Origin of the sequence: Spirochaeta cellobiosiphila DSM 17781 (assembly GCF_000426705.1) — a bacterium.
Taxonomy (GTDB): Bacteria; Spirochaetota; Spirochaetia; order DSM-17781; family DSM-17781; genus Spirochaeta_E; species Spirochaeta_E cellobiosiphila.
Genome location: NZ_KE384554.1, coordinates 82,605 through 99,084 on the forward strand (window position 1 = coordinate 82,605; position 16,480 = coordinate 99,084).

The 16,480-nt window shown below is 32.2% G+C and carries 12 protein-coding genes, 2 tRNA genes and 1 other RNA gene; 2 read left to right on the plus strand and 13 right to left on the minus strand.

The features are described 5' to 3' along the window. Window positions 1–4: 4 nt before the first annotated feature. From K345_RS0107115 to K345_RS0107165, 12 genes are all read right to left on the minus strand, one after another. On the minus strand, window positions 5–1,045 hold the full coding sequence (locus K345_RS0107115; RefSeq protein ID WP_028973573.1) for a rod shape-determining protein: 1,041 nt from the start codon (window positions 1,043–1,045) through the stop codon (window positions 5–7). Window positions 1,046–1,071: 26 nt separating this feature from the next. Then, window positions 1,072–1,986 (minus strand): tetratricopeptide repeat protein, encoded by a 915-nt coding sequence (locus K345_RS0107120; protein ID WP_028973574.1) that lies wholly within the window; start codon window positions 1,984–1,986, stop codon window positions 1,072–1,074. A gap of 14 nt (window positions 1,987–2,000) precedes the next feature. Next, window positions 2,001–2,334: RNase P RNA component class A (rnpB, locus tag K345_RS22365), an RNA gene on the minus strand. A gap of 5 nt (window positions 2,335–2,339) precedes the next feature. Continuing rightward, window positions 2,340–3,131: a zinc ribbon domain-containing protein gene (locus K345_RS0107125; RefSeq protein WP_028973575.1), complete on the minus strand. Its 792-nt coding sequence runs from the start codon at window positions 3,129–3,131 to the stop codon at window positions 2,340–2,342. 14 nt (window positions 3,132–3,145) lie between these two features. After that, window positions 3,146–5,080, minus strand: a complete 1,935-nt coding sequence (gene rpoD / locus K345_RS0107130) for an RNA polymerase sigma factor RpoD (protein ID WP_028973576.1) — start codon at window positions 5,078–5,080, stop codon at window positions 3,146–3,148. Next, window positions 5,061–6,854 (minus strand): DNA primase, encoded by a 1,794-nt coding sequence (gene dnaG / locus K345_RS0107135; RefSeq protein WP_028973577.1) that lies wholly within the window; start codon window positions 6,852–6,854, stop codon window positions 5,061–5,063. Before dnaG ends, rpoD begins: the two co-directional genes overlap by 20 nt. After that, window positions 6,851–7,873 carry an endolytic transglycosylase MltG gene (mltG, locus tag K345_RS0107140; protein ID WP_028973578.1) on the minus strand — a complete coding sequence of 341 codons (1,023 nt, stop codon included), beginning with the start codon at window positions 7,871–7,873 and terminating at the stop codon, window positions 6,851–6,853. The genes dnaG and mltG overlap by 4 nt, the downstream gene beginning before the upstream one ends. A gap of 6 nt (window positions 7,874–7,879) precedes the next feature. Beyond that, complete coding sequence (locus K345_RS0107145; RefSeq protein ID WP_028973579.1) at window positions 7,880–11,878, minus strand: OmpA family protein; 3,999 nt, start codon at window positions 11,876–11,878, stop codon at window positions 7,880–7,882. Window positions 11,879–11,880: 2 nt separating this feature from the next. Then, complete coding sequence (locus K345_RS0107150; RefSeq protein WP_028973580.1) at window positions 11,881–12,075, minus strand: hypothetical protein; 195 nt, start codon at window positions 12,073–12,075, stop codon at window positions 11,881–11,883. Between the two features lie 46 nt (window positions 12,076–12,121). Continuing rightward, the gene (locus K345_RS0107155) at window positions 12,122–12,562 is read right to left on the minus strand and encodes a YkgJ family cysteine cluster protein (RefSeq protein ID WP_037571570.1); all 441 of its coding nucleotides are present in this window, start codon (window positions 12,560–12,562) and stop codon (window positions 12,122–12,124) included. 44 nt (window positions 12,563–12,606) lie between these two features. Further along, window positions 12,607–12,687: transfer RNA gene (locus K345_RS0107160), tRNA-Tyr, on the minus strand. A 13-nt stretch (window positions 12,688–12,700) separates the two neighbouring features. Next, window positions 12,701–12,774 (minus strand) — tRNA-Thr (locus tag K345_RS0107165). Between the two features lie 445 nt (window positions 12,775–13,219). Here K345_RS0107165 and K345_RS0107175 point away from each other — a divergent pair. Both K345_RS0107175 and K345_RS0107180 read left to right on the plus strand, forming a co-directional pair. Beyond that, window positions 13,220–14,095: an HAD family hydrolase gene (locus tag K345_RS0107175; protein ID WP_028973583.1), complete on the plus strand. Its 876-nt coding sequence runs from the start codon at window positions 13,220–13,222 to the stop codon at window positions 14,093–14,095. After that, on the plus strand, window positions 14,092–14,919 hold the full coding sequence (locus K345_RS0107180) for a hypothetical protein (RefSeq protein WP_028973584.1): 828 nt from the start codon (window positions 14,092–14,094) through the stop codon (window positions 14,917–14,919). Before K345_RS0107175 ends, K345_RS0107180 begins: the two co-directional genes overlap by 4 nt. Here the strand turns inward: K345_RS0107180 and K345_RS0107185 are convergent. Beyond that, entirely contained in the window at window positions 14,897–16,429 is a 1,533-nt protein-coding gene (locus tag K345_RS0107185) for a hypothetical protein (protein WP_028973585.1), read from the minus strand. The two genes, K345_RS0107180 and K345_RS0107185, sit on opposite strands and share 23 nt — an antisense overlap. Window positions 16,430–16,480: the final 51 nt, after the last annotated feature.

Sequence of the window (16,480 nt, forward strand, 5' to 3'; positions counted from 1 at the left end):
AATTCTATCCAATACTGTTATATATATTCCTAGAATTTGATTGATCCTTTGCATGTTCATAGTACTTGCCAGCACCAAGAGCAACTGAAAGTAACGCATCTTCCGCCAATATGACAGGAACACCAGTTTCTTTAGCAACCAATTTAGGTAAACCTTTTAATAAAGATCCTCCACCTGTCATAACGATACCACGTTCAACAATATCCGCAGCTAATTCAGGAGGTGTTTGTCCTAGAGTTCGTTTAACTTCTTCAATGACAACACTTATTGGTTCTTGTAATGCTTCACGCACTTCAACAGAGTCAATTTCTAATCGTCGTGGCAATCCTGTAATAGCGTCAGTCCCCTTTATTTCCATTTTTTCTATCTTTTTTTCAGGGGTCGCATTACCAATTTCCATTTTCAACTTTTCAGCTGTTTGTTCTCCAATGATAAGATTGTGTACACTTCTGACATGCTTAATAATGGCTTCATCAAACTCATCTCCACCAATTCTTATTGCATTTGTCACAACCATACCACCAAGGGAAATTACGGATATTTCAGTTGTTCCTCCACCAATATCACAAACCATATGTCCAGCTGGTTCAAAAATTGGGATTTCAGCTCCTATAGCAGCAGCTAAACTCTCTTCTATAATTTTAACATCACGAGCCCCAGCCTTGTAGGCACATTCTTCTACAGCTCTCCGTTCCACCTCTGTGATACAACTAGGAACTCCGATAACCATTCTAGGCTTAACAAACCATCTTTTAGGTAAAACTTTTCCAATGAAATATCGGATCATTTTTTCTGTACTTTCTAAATCAGCGATAACACCATCGCGCAAAGGTCTTATTGCAATAATATCACCTGGTGTCTTCCATAACATTCTTTTTGCTTCAGTCCCAACAGCAACAACTTGCCTAGTACCACGTTCAACAGCTACAACTGAAGGTTCGGAAACTACTATCCCTTTGCCTCTTATATAAATAAGTGTATTACATGTACCTAAATCGATTCCAATATCGGATGAAAATGTCTCAAAAAATTTACCGAGACCCATAACTCCCCCAAAAGTATAAAAATTAACTATCCAAACAATCTTAATCTTGCTTTATAGTGATTGTTATCAAGCCTAAAAGTTTTAAACCATTCTGATCTAGCTTTAACTCTATTACCTTCACTATTATATATCTCACCTAGAGTAAAATGTCCCTCAATATTATTAGGATTTAATTCAATAACCTTTAATAAAGCTTTTTTTGCTTCGCTCCAATCTTTAAGATTAAAATAAACCAATCCCTTAGCGAAATAAGCTTTCTCCTCTAAAGAAAAATCATTTGATCGTTCTATAGACTTTTCATAATAGGATAGAGCCATTTCTGTATTATCAAGAGAACTATATATCTCTCCCAGTTTATATGCAAGCATTCCAGTAGGTTTTGACTTATCCACATTTAATAGATAATCTAAGCTTTGTTTCATGGAACCAGCATTAAAATAAGCAATACCAATTGTCTCTAACAAGTCATCTGCAGTATAACCCTTTTCTTTTGAATAATTCAAATGTTTAATTGCTAAATCAGAATAGAATTTACCCTTTTGAAAATATGCTTTACCCAATATGTAATGAGCTTGGGCGATTAATTTATTAGGTAACGATAGAAGAGAGTTATTGAGACTAAAAATTGATTTATTAATATAGTATAACTGATCCTCAGTATTGTTTTTACTAATTCCAATATAATAATTTGTTATACCATTGAAAAATAAAGCTATAGGGTCAAGGGGATGAATATCCAATTGATCCTCTGTTTTTTCTAATACTTGTTTATACTGTTTTTGATTCCATAATTCAACTATAGAAGTAGAACTGTCTGAATCTTTTTTTGAACGGTTATAAATAAAAAACGAAATACCAATTACCAAAAAAACAAATAGAACAATAATTATTAAGACAAATAAGCTACGTCTTGTATTAACACTTCTTCTTTGGTTTATCATTTTAACCTTCTATGAAAAAAGACTGGTCTATAAGCCGGGTTCTGTAATTGTCTACCATCTATCTATCCCTATATTTACATATAAGATCTAGCGACCTACCCGTAACCTTGATAAGCGGGTCACCCAGTTACTGCTTGGTTTTGCTCCTGATGAGGCTTGCCCTGCCATTAATGTTACCATTAATGCGGTAGGCTCTTACCCTACCTTTTCACCCTTACATACTAATATGCGGTATATTTTCTGCGGCGCTATCTATACTTCAATGAAGCTCCGGATGTTATCCGGCATCATACCCTATGGAGCCCGGACTTTCCTCTTCTAATAAGAAGCGGTAGACCGACCAGTCTTAAATATTAATCATCATCATCTTCAAGTAAGTCAGCTAAACCTCCGGCATCTTCTTCTGAAATACCTTCAATCATCACTTCTTCGTCGGCAACACTCTGTTCCCAGTGCAATATTCTGCTACAGTAAGGACAGAACAATATACCTTCGCCACCACGTACATCATTCACAAATTGCGCAGGTAGTAACATATGACAACCAGAACATGTACCCTTTTTGATAGGCACAATACCTAATCCAGACTTATTTCTAATTATTCTTTCAAACTTAAAGATTATTTCACTGTCCATGCCAGGAACAATTTCTTGTTCTTCATCCTTAAGATTTTCTAACTCGTCTTCTTTTCCCTTACTTTCTTCCAAAATTCTTTGTTTTTCTTCATCGAGTTCACCTTCCTGTTGATGAATTAATAACTCTTCTCTCTCGATAGATTTTGATAACTCTTCAAGAACCTTAGATTCTCGTTGAATATCTTTTCGTAAAGTTTGTTCTTTATCTCCTGCATCCTGGATTTCCTTATCAAGAGCTTCATACTCACGTTGTGTTTTGATAAGATCCATTTGCTTTTCAAGACTTTCTCTTTTTTCTTCAACTGCAGCCATATCCAACTGTAACTTTCGAATATTAGTTTTTATTGCATTTAATCGATCATTCTTTTCAATGTAACCAACTTTCAACCGGCTTAAAAGTTCCTTCTTTGTTTCAAGAGCTTTTGGTATTTCTGAAAGCTCATTTTCAATTTCAAATTTACGACTCAATATATCTTGTAAAGATTTTAGTTTTTCAAAAACATCAGTCACGGTTTTTCCCCTCTTTAATTTTCCAAATAATCTTTAAGTCGACGACTTCTCTTTGGATGTCGTAATCTTCTCAGTGCTTTTGCTTCAATCTGTCTAATTCTTTCCCTAGTTACATTAAAGTATAGACCTACTTCTTCAAGCGTAAGAGAGTAACCATCTTCTAAACCAAAACGCATTTTAAGAACTTCTTGTTCTCTTGGAGGAAGTGTTTCCAAGACGTCTTGTAATTGTTCTTGCAAGATTTTAAATGCAGTCTGATTTGCTGGATTCTCAACATCTTTATCTTCAATAAAATCACCTAATAAAGAGTCCTCTTCTTCTCCTATTGGAGTCTCAAGAGAAATAGGTTCTCTAGCAACATTCTTAACAGACTTAACCCGGCTAACACTCCATCCCAAACGTTCTGCGATTTCTTCATCATTTGGTTCTCTACCCAAAATCTGCATTAATTGTCTAGATTCTCTTACAACTTTATTTATCTGTTCTATCATATGAACAGGTACTCGTATGGTTCTAGCCTGATCAGATATAGATCTAGTAATTGCCTGCCTAATCCACCAGGTCGCATATGTAGAAAACTTATACCCCTTCCGATATTCAAACTTTTCTACAGCTTTTATTAATCCAATATTTCCTTCTTGAACTAAATCAAAGAAATGTAAGCCTCTATTGGTATATTTCTTAGCAATACTAACAACTAAACGCAGGTTGGCTTTAATCAGCTTATCTTTAGCGCTTTTCATCATTGTCTTACCATATGAAATTTCTTCAGCCATTTTTAGTATATCATCAATACTATTCTCAAACTCAATTTCCAACTGTTGAAGTTTTTTATCAGAAATTTGTATTTGTCGTATTTTCTCTTTAATTATGTCAGCGCGAAGGCCAATACTTTCTTCTACTTCATCTTTCTTCGAAGGAATAGCTAATTGTCTACCTAAATTTCTCAGTTCTTTCATATTGGAAACACCAAGACGACGCTCTATTTTTGTTTGTTCTTTTCTTAATTTTTGGATTTTCTTTGCAGCATTATAATACTTTTCTGATAGCATCAGAATTTCTTCCTGATGCATCTCAATTGTCTTTATCTTTTCAATGAGCTTTGTTCTTTGCTTAAACAAGTTTTCATCGGAGTATATATCTCCTCCCATGGAAACTATTTTTTCTTTTGATTCCATATAGGATTTCAAACTTGTAAGTAAAGGTCTTAATGGCTCCCTATAATACTGATTCAACCTTCTTCTTTCTGCGAGGAATTCAGAGATTTCCTTTTTAGAAAGATTCATTTCACGAGGGTCGGCTTTACTGAAAGCTCTTTGAGCAAGAAGATAGTATTCAGGAATAATCATTCCCGAACCTTTAATCACTTTTTTGATGATATTTTCACCATCTTCCATCTTCTTGCTTAAAATCACTTCTTCTTCAGCTGTAAGTAATTTTTCTTTACCGATTTCTCTCAGATATAGACGTATAGGATCATCAACAGTCGAATCTTTGTCATTAAATACTAGTCGTTTTTTTTCTGGTTCAGAATCGGATTCCTCTTCATCGTCTTCTTCTAAATCTTCAGAGATAACTTCATCGTCTTCTTCTAAATCTTCAGAGATAACTTCATCGTCTTCTTCTAAATCTTCAGAGATAACTTCATCGTCTTCTTCTAAATCTTCAGAGATAACTTCATCATCAATTTCTTCAGGAATAACTTCATCAAGAACCTCTTCGTCAAAAGTCTCTGAATCATCTGCTTCTTCCGTTGAGATAACACTAGAATCTTTATCAGTCAACTCTACATCGTTATCTTCTAAAAGACTTATAACTTCTTCTATTTTCTCAGAATTTACCATCCAATCTGGTAACAGATCATTAATCTGCTCATATGTAACCTGCTTTTTTGATTTTGCAAAATCTAATAATTTCTTTATAGCAGGATCATTCTGCAGTTCCCCCATTAGCCCTCACCTTCAGTTTCTCAATTTCTGAATCTAAAAACATTTTTTCTTGAAGCAATTGTAAAGCTTGATCACTAGAAAAATCGTTTACTTTTTCCAACGAATCCTCAATTGTACTTCTCTTCTTTTTAATGCTCCGAAGCTTTATTCTATTAATTATATCATGGATTATTTTTTCAGGATTAACTTCAAACTCACCTTGCGCACTCTTTCGAATTGCTTCTTCTCTTAAATCAGAGCTCGGTAATTGCTCAATCAATAAGTCTAAAGTTAATGTTCCTATACGGAAAGCTTCTTCAAAAGTTAAGAAAGATTCTCTTACTTCGTCATCAATAATATCTTCTGCTACAATGTCCCTTCTAACAACTTTGAATAACTCAGGTTTTGCCAATACTAAAAAAACAAGGAATCTATCATCCTTGTTAATATGCTTGCTGTTATTGGAAATATGCTTAGTCCTAGGTATATGCCTTTGTTTATTTCCCCTGTCATTTGAAAATTTATTATAGTCAGTTCTTAATGCTTCTTCAGAAACCCCAATTCCATTACTTAGGTATTTTATAGCCTCTTCTCTTTGAATTTCAGATTGTATTTGCTTAATATAAGCAAAGGCTGTTTTTAATTTTTCCCACCACTCTTCGGAATTTCTTTTAGAAGATAACCCATGCATCATACTAATTAGATACTCAACAGTATTTATAGAATATTTTATCTTTTTTTTCAATGCCTCTTGACCTTCTTTTTTTAGAACCTCAGCAGGGTCCTTACCACCTTCAAACACAATTATTGAATTTTTAATTTCTAGAGATTCACATAGACTAGCAGCTTTTATTGCGGCATTTTGACCTGCTAGGTCAGAATCGAATAAAATCTTTATCTCAGAGACCATTCTTTTCAATATTTTTGCCTGATCTTCTGTAAAAGAAGTGCCCAGTGGGGCTACAACATTTTCTACGCCAGCACAATGCAATGATATAACATCAAAGTAGCCCTCTACTAAGTATACATTTCTTTCTTTTCTAATAGCATCATTCGCAAAAAAAAGACCAAACAACTCTTTACTTTTATGAAATATATCATTTTCTGCACTATTCAAATACTTAGGACCTGATTCTTCTAATTGTCTACCACCAAATCCAATTACATTTCCCATCCTGTTGTGAATTGGAAAAATTATGCGATGAGAAAAAAAACTGACTTGTGGGTATTTTTTACTAAATAGTCCAGTTTTATTAAGAAAATCACTACTATAGCTTTTATTTTTTAAGAAACTAAAAAGCCAATGTCTGTCTTTTGGAGCATAACCAATTTTAAATTTTTTAATAACTTCTTCTGTAACGAGACGATCATTTTTAATATAATCAAGAGCTTCTTTACCATCTTTGTTTTCTAAAAGAATATAATGATAGCTTCCAGCTACTCTATTATTTAAATCCAATAATGCATTTTTATCTTTTTGATCTTTTTCATAATACTCGTTATATGTGCCTATTTCAATGTGAGCTTTTTGAGCCAACTTTTCTACAGACTCTACAAAAGTAATATTTTCAATATTCATTAAGAAGGTAAAAATGGATCCACTAGCACCACAGCCAAAACAATAATATAAATTTTTTGAAGGTGTTACAGTGAAAGAAGGAGTTTTTTCATTGTGAAATGGGCAACACCCCCAGTATCGATCACCTTTTCTATTCAAAGATACATATTCAGAGACTACATCTACTATATCAACACTTGAAGAAATTTCTTCTATTTTATTTTCAGGTATCCTCATAATTTCTTTAAGTATAAACTCTTTGCTCTTAAATGTTGATCATATGTCTCTGAAAAACGATGTCTTCCTTCTGAAGGATCTTCGATTACAAAGAAAAGATAGTTTGTTTCTTCTGGGTAGAATGCTGCTTTCAAAGATACTAAACCAGGATTAGAAATCGGGCCTGGAGGAAGTCCCTTGTACTTGTATGTATTATACGGGTTATCAATCTCTAAATCACGATAGAAAATCCTTTCAGGATGAGGTTTACCTTCAATTTCAGTTAAAACATATTCAATTGTTGCACAAGATTCTAATGCAATACCATTTTCAAGTCTGTTATAAAATACACTCGCTATCTTAGGTGCTTCTGAAGGGGTTCGAAATTCTCTTTCAATAACGCTGGCTAATATTAAACGCTTATTTAATTCATCTTGCGATAAATTTTTCCAATCTGGATAGATTGATGATATTTTCGAGTAAAACTCATTAACTAAAAACTTAACAACAGATTCAGCATCTTGGCCTGGGACAAACTTATATGTATCAGGAAATAAATACCCTTCAGCCGTTTTATCAATTATTCCCAATTCAGAAAGCAAAACAGGATCTGAAACAGCAGTCTTAAAATCAATATAATCAGTAATGCCTTTTCTTTCTAATAGTTTCCCGATTTTATTTATAGTCCAACCCTCAGGTATTGTTATCTGAACCATTTCTTGAGGACCATTAATAAGGATTTGATAATTATCCCATGTGCTTAACTTAGGCGATAGCTTAAAAGCTCCAGAACGTAGTTTATTTTCTGAATTTAAAACTTTACCTAATATTCTAAATAAATATTGATTCTTTATTAAGTTTCTATCTTCTAAATCCTGTGCAACACTCGAGAAGGATTCTCCTCCATATATAATATAAACAAAGTCTTCATCAGAAATGCGAGTTGGTGTATTCCAATACACACCAACTCCTATAGTAACTAATAATAAAAGTATCAAAACAATGATTACAGAAATAATCGCATATAATATCTTCTTCATAATTCTCTATTTTATTAAGATAAATTCTACCCGTCTATTTTTCCAACGATTTTCCAAATCAGCATGAGGTACTATAGGATTAGCACCTCCTAATCCTACTGCAGTCATTCTAGAACCTTTTATGCCCAGATCTTCTAAGGCCTTTTTTACTACTTCAGCTCTAGACGTTGATAGAGGTATTAATTCTTCTTTTTCTTCCTTTGCCGCTTTTACAGGATCAGCCCAAAATACACTTACAGCATAGCCTTCAATTTGAATATTATATTGACCATACTTTTTAAGAATCTCTGCTAGTCGACGAAGTATCTTTTCATTATTGTTCCTGTGCGAACCTTCTGATGACAAGGAGGGACTGTTAGGTGCAAAAGTAATACTTGAAATGGCAATTTTCAATTTATCACCATCCTTAATAACTAATACATCAACTGGAATTAATAATTCTTGACTTGCTTTGTTTCCTAAAACATCAGAAATCTTAAACGAGCCTGTATAATCTGTTGCAGCCTGTACAAGTTCACCATCCAACGATTTACCATTCCATATCAATTCAGATGATGGCATACCAATACCTGAGAAGGTATAGAAAATTCTTCCTTCGGGATCCAAAATATCCAAATTCCAATTTTTAATATTTGAAGCGTCTTTAATATCTAACTTAAGAACAGCTTCATCTTCCACACCATCATTATCTGGACTAAAAGGTATTGGAGACATACTTAGTTTGATTGCTGGGGCTGTCGAGTCCAGAGTAAAAGGCGTAGATTTCATCATTGGTTTATCACCTTTAAAATATATTGCCTCAAAAACCGCAGTATAGCTATCATCAACTATAGTACCGTCATCACCTTTTCCATCCCAAATGAATTTATTTACTTTATTATCTTGTCCACTGAAAGTCTTTATGGTTACGCCTTCTGAATTATTAAGCTTGAGCGACCAAGATTCCAACCCAACAGGATCAGAAAATAGAGTATTTAGTGTAATTGTATCATATACATCATCATTATTTGGACTAAAACCATCAGCACTAACTGTCACATAAACTTTTGTTCTTCTATTATCAATTTGAATATTCTTAATTTGTTTAATCGTTTTATTTCCAGCATTATCTTCAGCTTCAATCTCATAAGTATAAATACCATCATCTAGCACATTTCCACTATTATCAATACCTGGCCAACTCCAATCAACTGCTGTTCCTTTCCATGTCTTAGTATAGACCTGTTCATTTTTTGAAGTCTTGATTATTCCTGTCCATTTTTCCTCCAAGGAAGAAGTCTGTTCTATATGAAGTGAATCTTTATTATTGTCCCCATTTGGACTAAATAAAAGGTTGGAACTATCTACTTCGATTTGAGGATATATAGTATCTATGGAAAAATTAGGTGATTTAGACTTTGGAGTATCACCTTTCACATAAGAAACTTGTAACTCAGCAAAATAAACACCATCCAAAGACTTAGCTCCGCTATTATCGAAACCATCCCATACTATATTTTCTGGAAGATTATTCTTGCCGGTGAATGTTTTTACAACAATATCTTTGTTGTTCTTTATATCTAATCGATATTCAGATATTCCAGTCTCTAATTTTGCTTTAGGATAAAACACTAGATCATCTTTAACATTATCATTATTAGGAGAAAAAGAGCCTTTATCTATTGATAACAGAATATCAGTTTCTTCTGTGTTGAGTTCGATATTATCAATTATTTTAGTTGTATAATTACCTGCTTTATCATAGGCAGAAAGAGAATAAGAATACAAACCATCCGTTGCTAAAGGACCAGCATTAGTTTTACCATCCCATTCAAATTTGTCATCAGCTTGGGTCAGCCAAACTTTATTAAATATCACTGTCCCATCTTTTATTACGTTCCCTGACCATTCTTCTTCTGATGAGCTATCTTGATAAATAACAATGGTATCACGTTTCCCATCTCCATTTGGACTAAATATAGGTGCTCCAGACAATTTAATAGATGCTTTTGGAGGTGTTACATCCACCAAAAAGGAAGGGCTTTTGCTTTCTGGTGCATTACCATTTTCGTAAAATACCTGAAGTTTGCCATAGTAGCTACCTTCAGGAAGTATTTCGTCCTTATCATCAAGACCATTGTATTCAAATATCTCTAAAGTTTTTGATTCTTCTTTATCAATAGTTTGTACTAAATTGTCTTGATCATCATATATGTTGATATTCCATTCACGGATACCATTCTTTACGGGAATATCTAGCAAGAAACTTAATGTATCAAACCGACCATCGTTGTTGGGAGATAGGTAAGCAGAATTTATGGATAACACCACAGGTGTTACTTCTGTATTAACTATTATATTGTTCACTGATGCAGCTGTAGAGTTACCGGCTTTATCAATAGAACTAATCTGATAGGCATAAACACCATCAGGTACTGTTAATCCTTCGTTGTTTGTCCCATCCCAAACAAGATCACTTGGTTGTTCATTATTAAAAATAAAATCTTTAACAACAGTACCATTAGAAGAAACTATTTTACCAAACCATTTAGATTCTACTGAGCCTGTTTGTTTGATTAATAAAGAGTCCTTATTTCCATCTCCATTGGGACTAAAAATTAAATCTATATCTGTTATTGGTTCAATTTTTACATCAGGAGGGGTATTGTCCACTTTTATCTCATATTTTGGAGACTCAGTAGTATTCCCATTATCATCAATTGCGATTACATGAAAATAATATGTACCATCTTCAACAATACCTGCTGTATCTGAATAGGCATCCCAACGAAGCGATTCAGGAATAGGTATGCCGCTTTTTACAGAAACTAACCTATTCCATAGATTTTCTAGATTTATGCTTTCTGGACGATCTTCTTTATTTTCAATAGTCCTAACTATATTCCCTAATGAGTCTGTTACAATAAATTTGTATTCTTTTATATAGCGACTATCTTTTAATCCGAATGGAAATTCTACAGCATCATTTATTCCATCATTATTTGGACTTATGTAATTTATATCTTGGTAATCAATATCAACATCAGGACCTTTCGAATCAAAGACACCAACAGGGATATTTACTCCTACACCTATTGCATAAATATGATTGTTTAATGGTGCAAATCCGATGCTAGGCGTATATTGACTATTCTTCCATACATCCTCATTTTCGTTGTCACCTGCAGTATAAGAATAACGTAAACTTAAAGAAGGTATAATAGTTCTCCAAGGGGTGGAGCCATCAATAGTTTCTCTTAGGTCAAATTTGATACTTGTATTTATTTCTAGGTCATCACCTAAATTAAGTCCTATTCCTGTAGTATAAGCAATATTTTGAGCAAAAGGCAAAGCTACAGTATTACTCCAATCAATCTTTGTCTTTTCACCATTATAAATAGGTAAAGCAACCGTACCTTGTAATGTAAAAGGAGCTGGGTATGGATCATTTGAACTGGTAATTGTCTTTCCTAAATTAAGTAAGGAAACTCCCCATGAAACATCTTCAATACCCAAAAGCGTCATAGGGAGATGATAAACTCCAAAATCTAAACCTAATCCCCAATCAAAAGTTTCACCAGCTCCAAGATCTATATCCAATCCTGTTCCTACATAGAAATCTGAAAAAATATCTTTACTAACATTAAAATGAATTAGACCAGCTGATCCAATATCTAAACCTGTAAGCTCAGATGTTAGATAGTGAACAGAACCACCAAAAACAGCATATTTTGTTGGAAAACTTCCTCCAACATTTATAACATGTCCTGAGTACCCAGATTTTTCTAAACTACTGTCGGTACCTACTAATCCAATATAGCTTGCATCCAAAACAGTCCTTTGACGCCCAGCACTTAAGGCAGGATTTAAAAGATCTGTTTGCGGTGAAAACTCTTGTGTAGAATTTTGGGAGCTTCCCAACAATAAGGGGGCAAAAAGGTCATAAACTTTCTCCCCTCCTGAATCAAAGGCAAATATATTAATTGATATTCCAATTAATAAAATAAAGGTGAACAGTTTCTTCAATTTCAAACTCCCTTATTATCACAATCTTCTTGGATTTTTTCTATTTCAGAAATGGTAAAATTATCGAATAAAAACGACTCTAACTTCATATAAACTTCATCTAAATCTCTAGAATCAACAATTTTTAGATGTCTATATAATAATATTATTTCTTGTCGATTCAAGTAAATAGAACCATCTTTGTAATCATCTGACATATAATCTTCCGTACTACTTTAATATATACACAGAATAGGCAAAAAACTAATCAATTTCAATTATTGGATCAGATAGATTGGACTCCAACCAAGCATCTATTTCTTTTCTGTCGTGAAGGGTACCTTTATTGATTCCAGGACAATTACTTCCTTCATTATCCCAGGAGGCTCGATTTTGCATTACACTATTCCAAAAAGGATACGAACGACATTGTAAAGGTCTTGCATCATATATGGTACATCCGTCTTTCCAAAATATACAGTCATAGTTAGCCTTTTCTATTAAGCTAACTCGTTTAAAGGGGCCAATTACTTCAATACGGCAATAGGTATCTAGAAATTTTTTTAAAGGAATATTTAGATAATCAAGCATTCTTTGAATATCTGATTCGGTAAGAAAAACATAGCCAGGATCATGGCGACAACAAGCATGACAACCTATACATGAAAAATGCAGTCCATCTTTGTAAAATACATTATCAGACATAATAACTCCCTAAAAAAAAAGTCCTCTCTATTGAGAGGACTTTTTGGGGAGAGAAGGATTCGAACCTTCGAAGCCGAAGCAACAGATTTACAGTCTGCCCCCTTTGACCGCTCGGGAACCTCCCCGTGTTATTATGAAAGCCGACAATCGGATTCGAACCGATGACCCCGAGATTACAAGTCACGTGCTCTGGCCAGCTGAGCTATGTCGGCAAATCATTAAATAACTGACGATGCGTAATATACACAAGCGATGTATTGTTGTCAACAGGATAGACTAACAAAAAAAATACAGCTACATTAAATGAAGACTTTCAATAAACATAGCAATAATAAATAGCATAAGATTTATTATAAAAAGTATTAAAATATTTAAAATATGAATAAGAAAATTCTCATCACTATCTTTAAGTATAAGAAATATTAAAGAAAACATAACATTAAAAAAACTTAAATATTTAATTGCATCTAATACCATAAATTGAGTAACATCCAAAAAGTTCTGCCAATTACCTGTCGCATAATAAATAAAAAGAGACAGGTTGAAATAGAAACAAACAAAAAAAGACCGTTTAATTACTATATATATACTTTTATTTATCTTCAAAATACCTATTCCAATTGCCAAAGCATATTAATTGTTACACAATGTTAGTATATGTCTAACATCGATAATACTTTATATACCAAAATTTTCGAAGAATCTATATCACCACTCAAGCCTATAGGTACATATTACAATAATACTATCAATTTGAAATTTAAACCCAAAGTGGTATTATTTGATATATATGGCACACTACTCATATCAAGAGCAGGTGAAGTTGGTACCACAATAAAGTCGAAGACTTCTATAATGAATGAAGTCCTTAACAGATATGGTCTACCTATAAAAAATATTGATTACACGCATACTTTTAGACATTTAATTGAAGAAAATCATAAAGAAAGAATAAATGAAGGGATTCTACATCCTGAAGTGGATATATTAGATATATGGAAACAGTTTCTTAACTCTACTTTTGAACGAAATTTTCCAAGAGATATATTAAAACAAATTGCTATGACTTATGAATGTCTTAATAATCCAGTATATTTAATGCCAGATGCAGATAAAACAATTAGCATTTTAAAAGACAACAATATACGTTTAGGGATTGTAAGTAATGCTCAATTCTACACGAAACCTATTCTGGAGTATCTATTTCAAAAAAAAATAGATGAAATTGGTTTTGATAACAATTTAGTTACATGGTCTTATATAAAAAAAATAAGTAAACCATCCTTATGCATTTTTCAAGATATAATAGAGCAACTTGCCAATACAGGCATACATTCTTCCGATGTCTGCTATATTGGCAATGATATATTAAATGATATATATACAGCCCAAAATTTAGGTTTTAAAGGGATACTATTTGCAGGAGACAAAAGGTCATTGAGATTACGAAAGAAGGATCCACGTTGTAAACATATAATTCCTGATGGTATCATATCTGATCTTAATTATTTATCTAAATGGATTAATGAATGAAAAAAATAATAATAGTTTTTATAATTGTAACCATACTCTCTTGTACCATCTTTATTTTAGGTTGGATTAATCCTTATATGATTCCAAATGAAGGTTTAGTTTTTTATTCTAAAACTAGTGGAATTGAAAAAAAAGATCATACAAAAGAAAGATTACTATGGCGTTGGCAGAAAGTAATACCTAATAATTTTATTATTTATCAATATGATATATCAAGCTATAGAAAAGACTATAATTACAAAGGGGAGTTACCCTCAGCAGAACTATATAGCCAATACAGTAATAGTATTGAAACATTTAAATATAGCTTTGACATATCACTTTCACTCAAGCCTAATTCCGTTAAACTATATGAATTAACTAATCTTGGAATTACTCCTGATAACCTTGGGACTTATTTGTCTAATCAACTAGATATACTCGCGGATAGGAGTGCTGACTTTGTTATAAGAAACTACAATAATGAAGCAGATATCAGTTCAATAGCAAAAAGAGAACTAATATCTCATATGAAAAAAGATTTACCCTATATATCTGTTGAATACTTATCTATAAAAAATATAAAAATGCCAGATTTCGAATTGTATAATAAAATAAAAACACAATATTTATCCTATTTGGATACGAGAAAAGGCATTATAGATGCGCAAACTGAGACATCTATTAAACAAGACATCTATGCTGATCAATTAATAGACAATTTAAAGAAAATAAATGGTTTCATTATAGAAAACCCCAAAATAATGGAATTTCTACAACTGAAAAATGACACTATTGGAAAAACCTTCTATCAAGAACTTCTTAATATGAGTCAAGATCTATAAATAAGTTTAATAATTCTAGAGTATCATACATAATTAACAGCGATTCCCGAACAAGTAAGTCAAAATCTAATAGCTCACCTTTGTGTACTATTTTACGAGGTTTGCTTTTAGCATTAATAAGTGATTCAAAACTGTCTTTTAAATCACTTATAGCCAATGATGCTAAATCAATAAATTTAATTGCTTCCTTATTTTTTTCGTCAACAAATCTATTAAAACTCAAACGATATAAAACACTTTGTTTTAACATGTCCCAATGAGTCTCAATAGAAACTCCATAAACATTCTCAATTGAAATATTTAAATCAAATTGCCTGATTCTATCCTCTATTGTATCAATACGATCTCTTAATTCATTAAAATGAAATTCAAATGGAAAGTAAGAATGTAAGGATGTAAGGACACTTCTTATATTTCCTTTATATATATGATTAAGAAAATTGTAGATAAACGTAAGAGTTCTTACTCTAGAATATTCATTCAAACTAACTTCACTTATTCCGAATGCGTGATCCCATAAGATATAATTATTTAGTTTTATATACTTTTTAGAATTAAATAACTCATCTAGTTTGTATTGTATTTTATGATCTTTAAGACTCAGCAAGTATAAATCGATGTTTCGTATATTATTTCTTAGAATTTTATCATGTAAATAGTTTCTAATATCTAATCTAGGAGGATATATATACGCTTTATAGTAATTCTGCTTTTTAATATATTGGAGCAAATTCAATAAAGGCAGTGTATTCAAAGCAGTTCTAGAATTTATGATGATATCATTTATCATACTGCCATCAATATCTAAGTTACTTGAACTTAATTTTCCTTTTTTATTCACTACATACCGATACAAAACACTAATGAATTTATCAATATTCTTTTTATTAACCTTATACCTACTTGCAACGTAGAGGGCAAAATAAAGCTTTTCTAGACTATCTATAATTTCATACTTATTTAGACTTATATTACGAACATACTCACGATTATCAAAAAAACCATAATCAAAAAATACTAAATACTTTATAGCATTAAGAACTTCAATTGTCTCAACAAGCTTAGAAAAACTGCTTGTTGAAGAAATTGATTCTGCATAGATATCAAGTTGATCCTGTAATAGGATTCGAATATTTTCCTCACTTTCATGCAAAAGATCGACACGCTCTCTAAATTCTCTAGATATAATACTATCAAATGACTTAAAACCTTCAGGTATATATATTTGAAGAATATAGTCCAAAAAGTCTAATATATTACTATTATTGAAGATCAGAGAAAAAACATTGTATAGACCTAGGATTTTATTTTTAAGATTTATAATGTAATTGAAAAATACATCTGTTAGCACATTATTCTTTTCATCGATGAACCTATAATCTCTATTTATATTGTGTAATATCTCCTTGAGTTGAAACTGTTTGAATAATTCCAACTTACTTTTACTTTCAATAACAGAACGCATTTCAATTTTTGCCTTATTTATAGGTGTGATCTTTCGATAATCCAAGAGAAGTCTACGTTCTGTCTCTTCTTTATCAATTGATACAAAAATGCAACC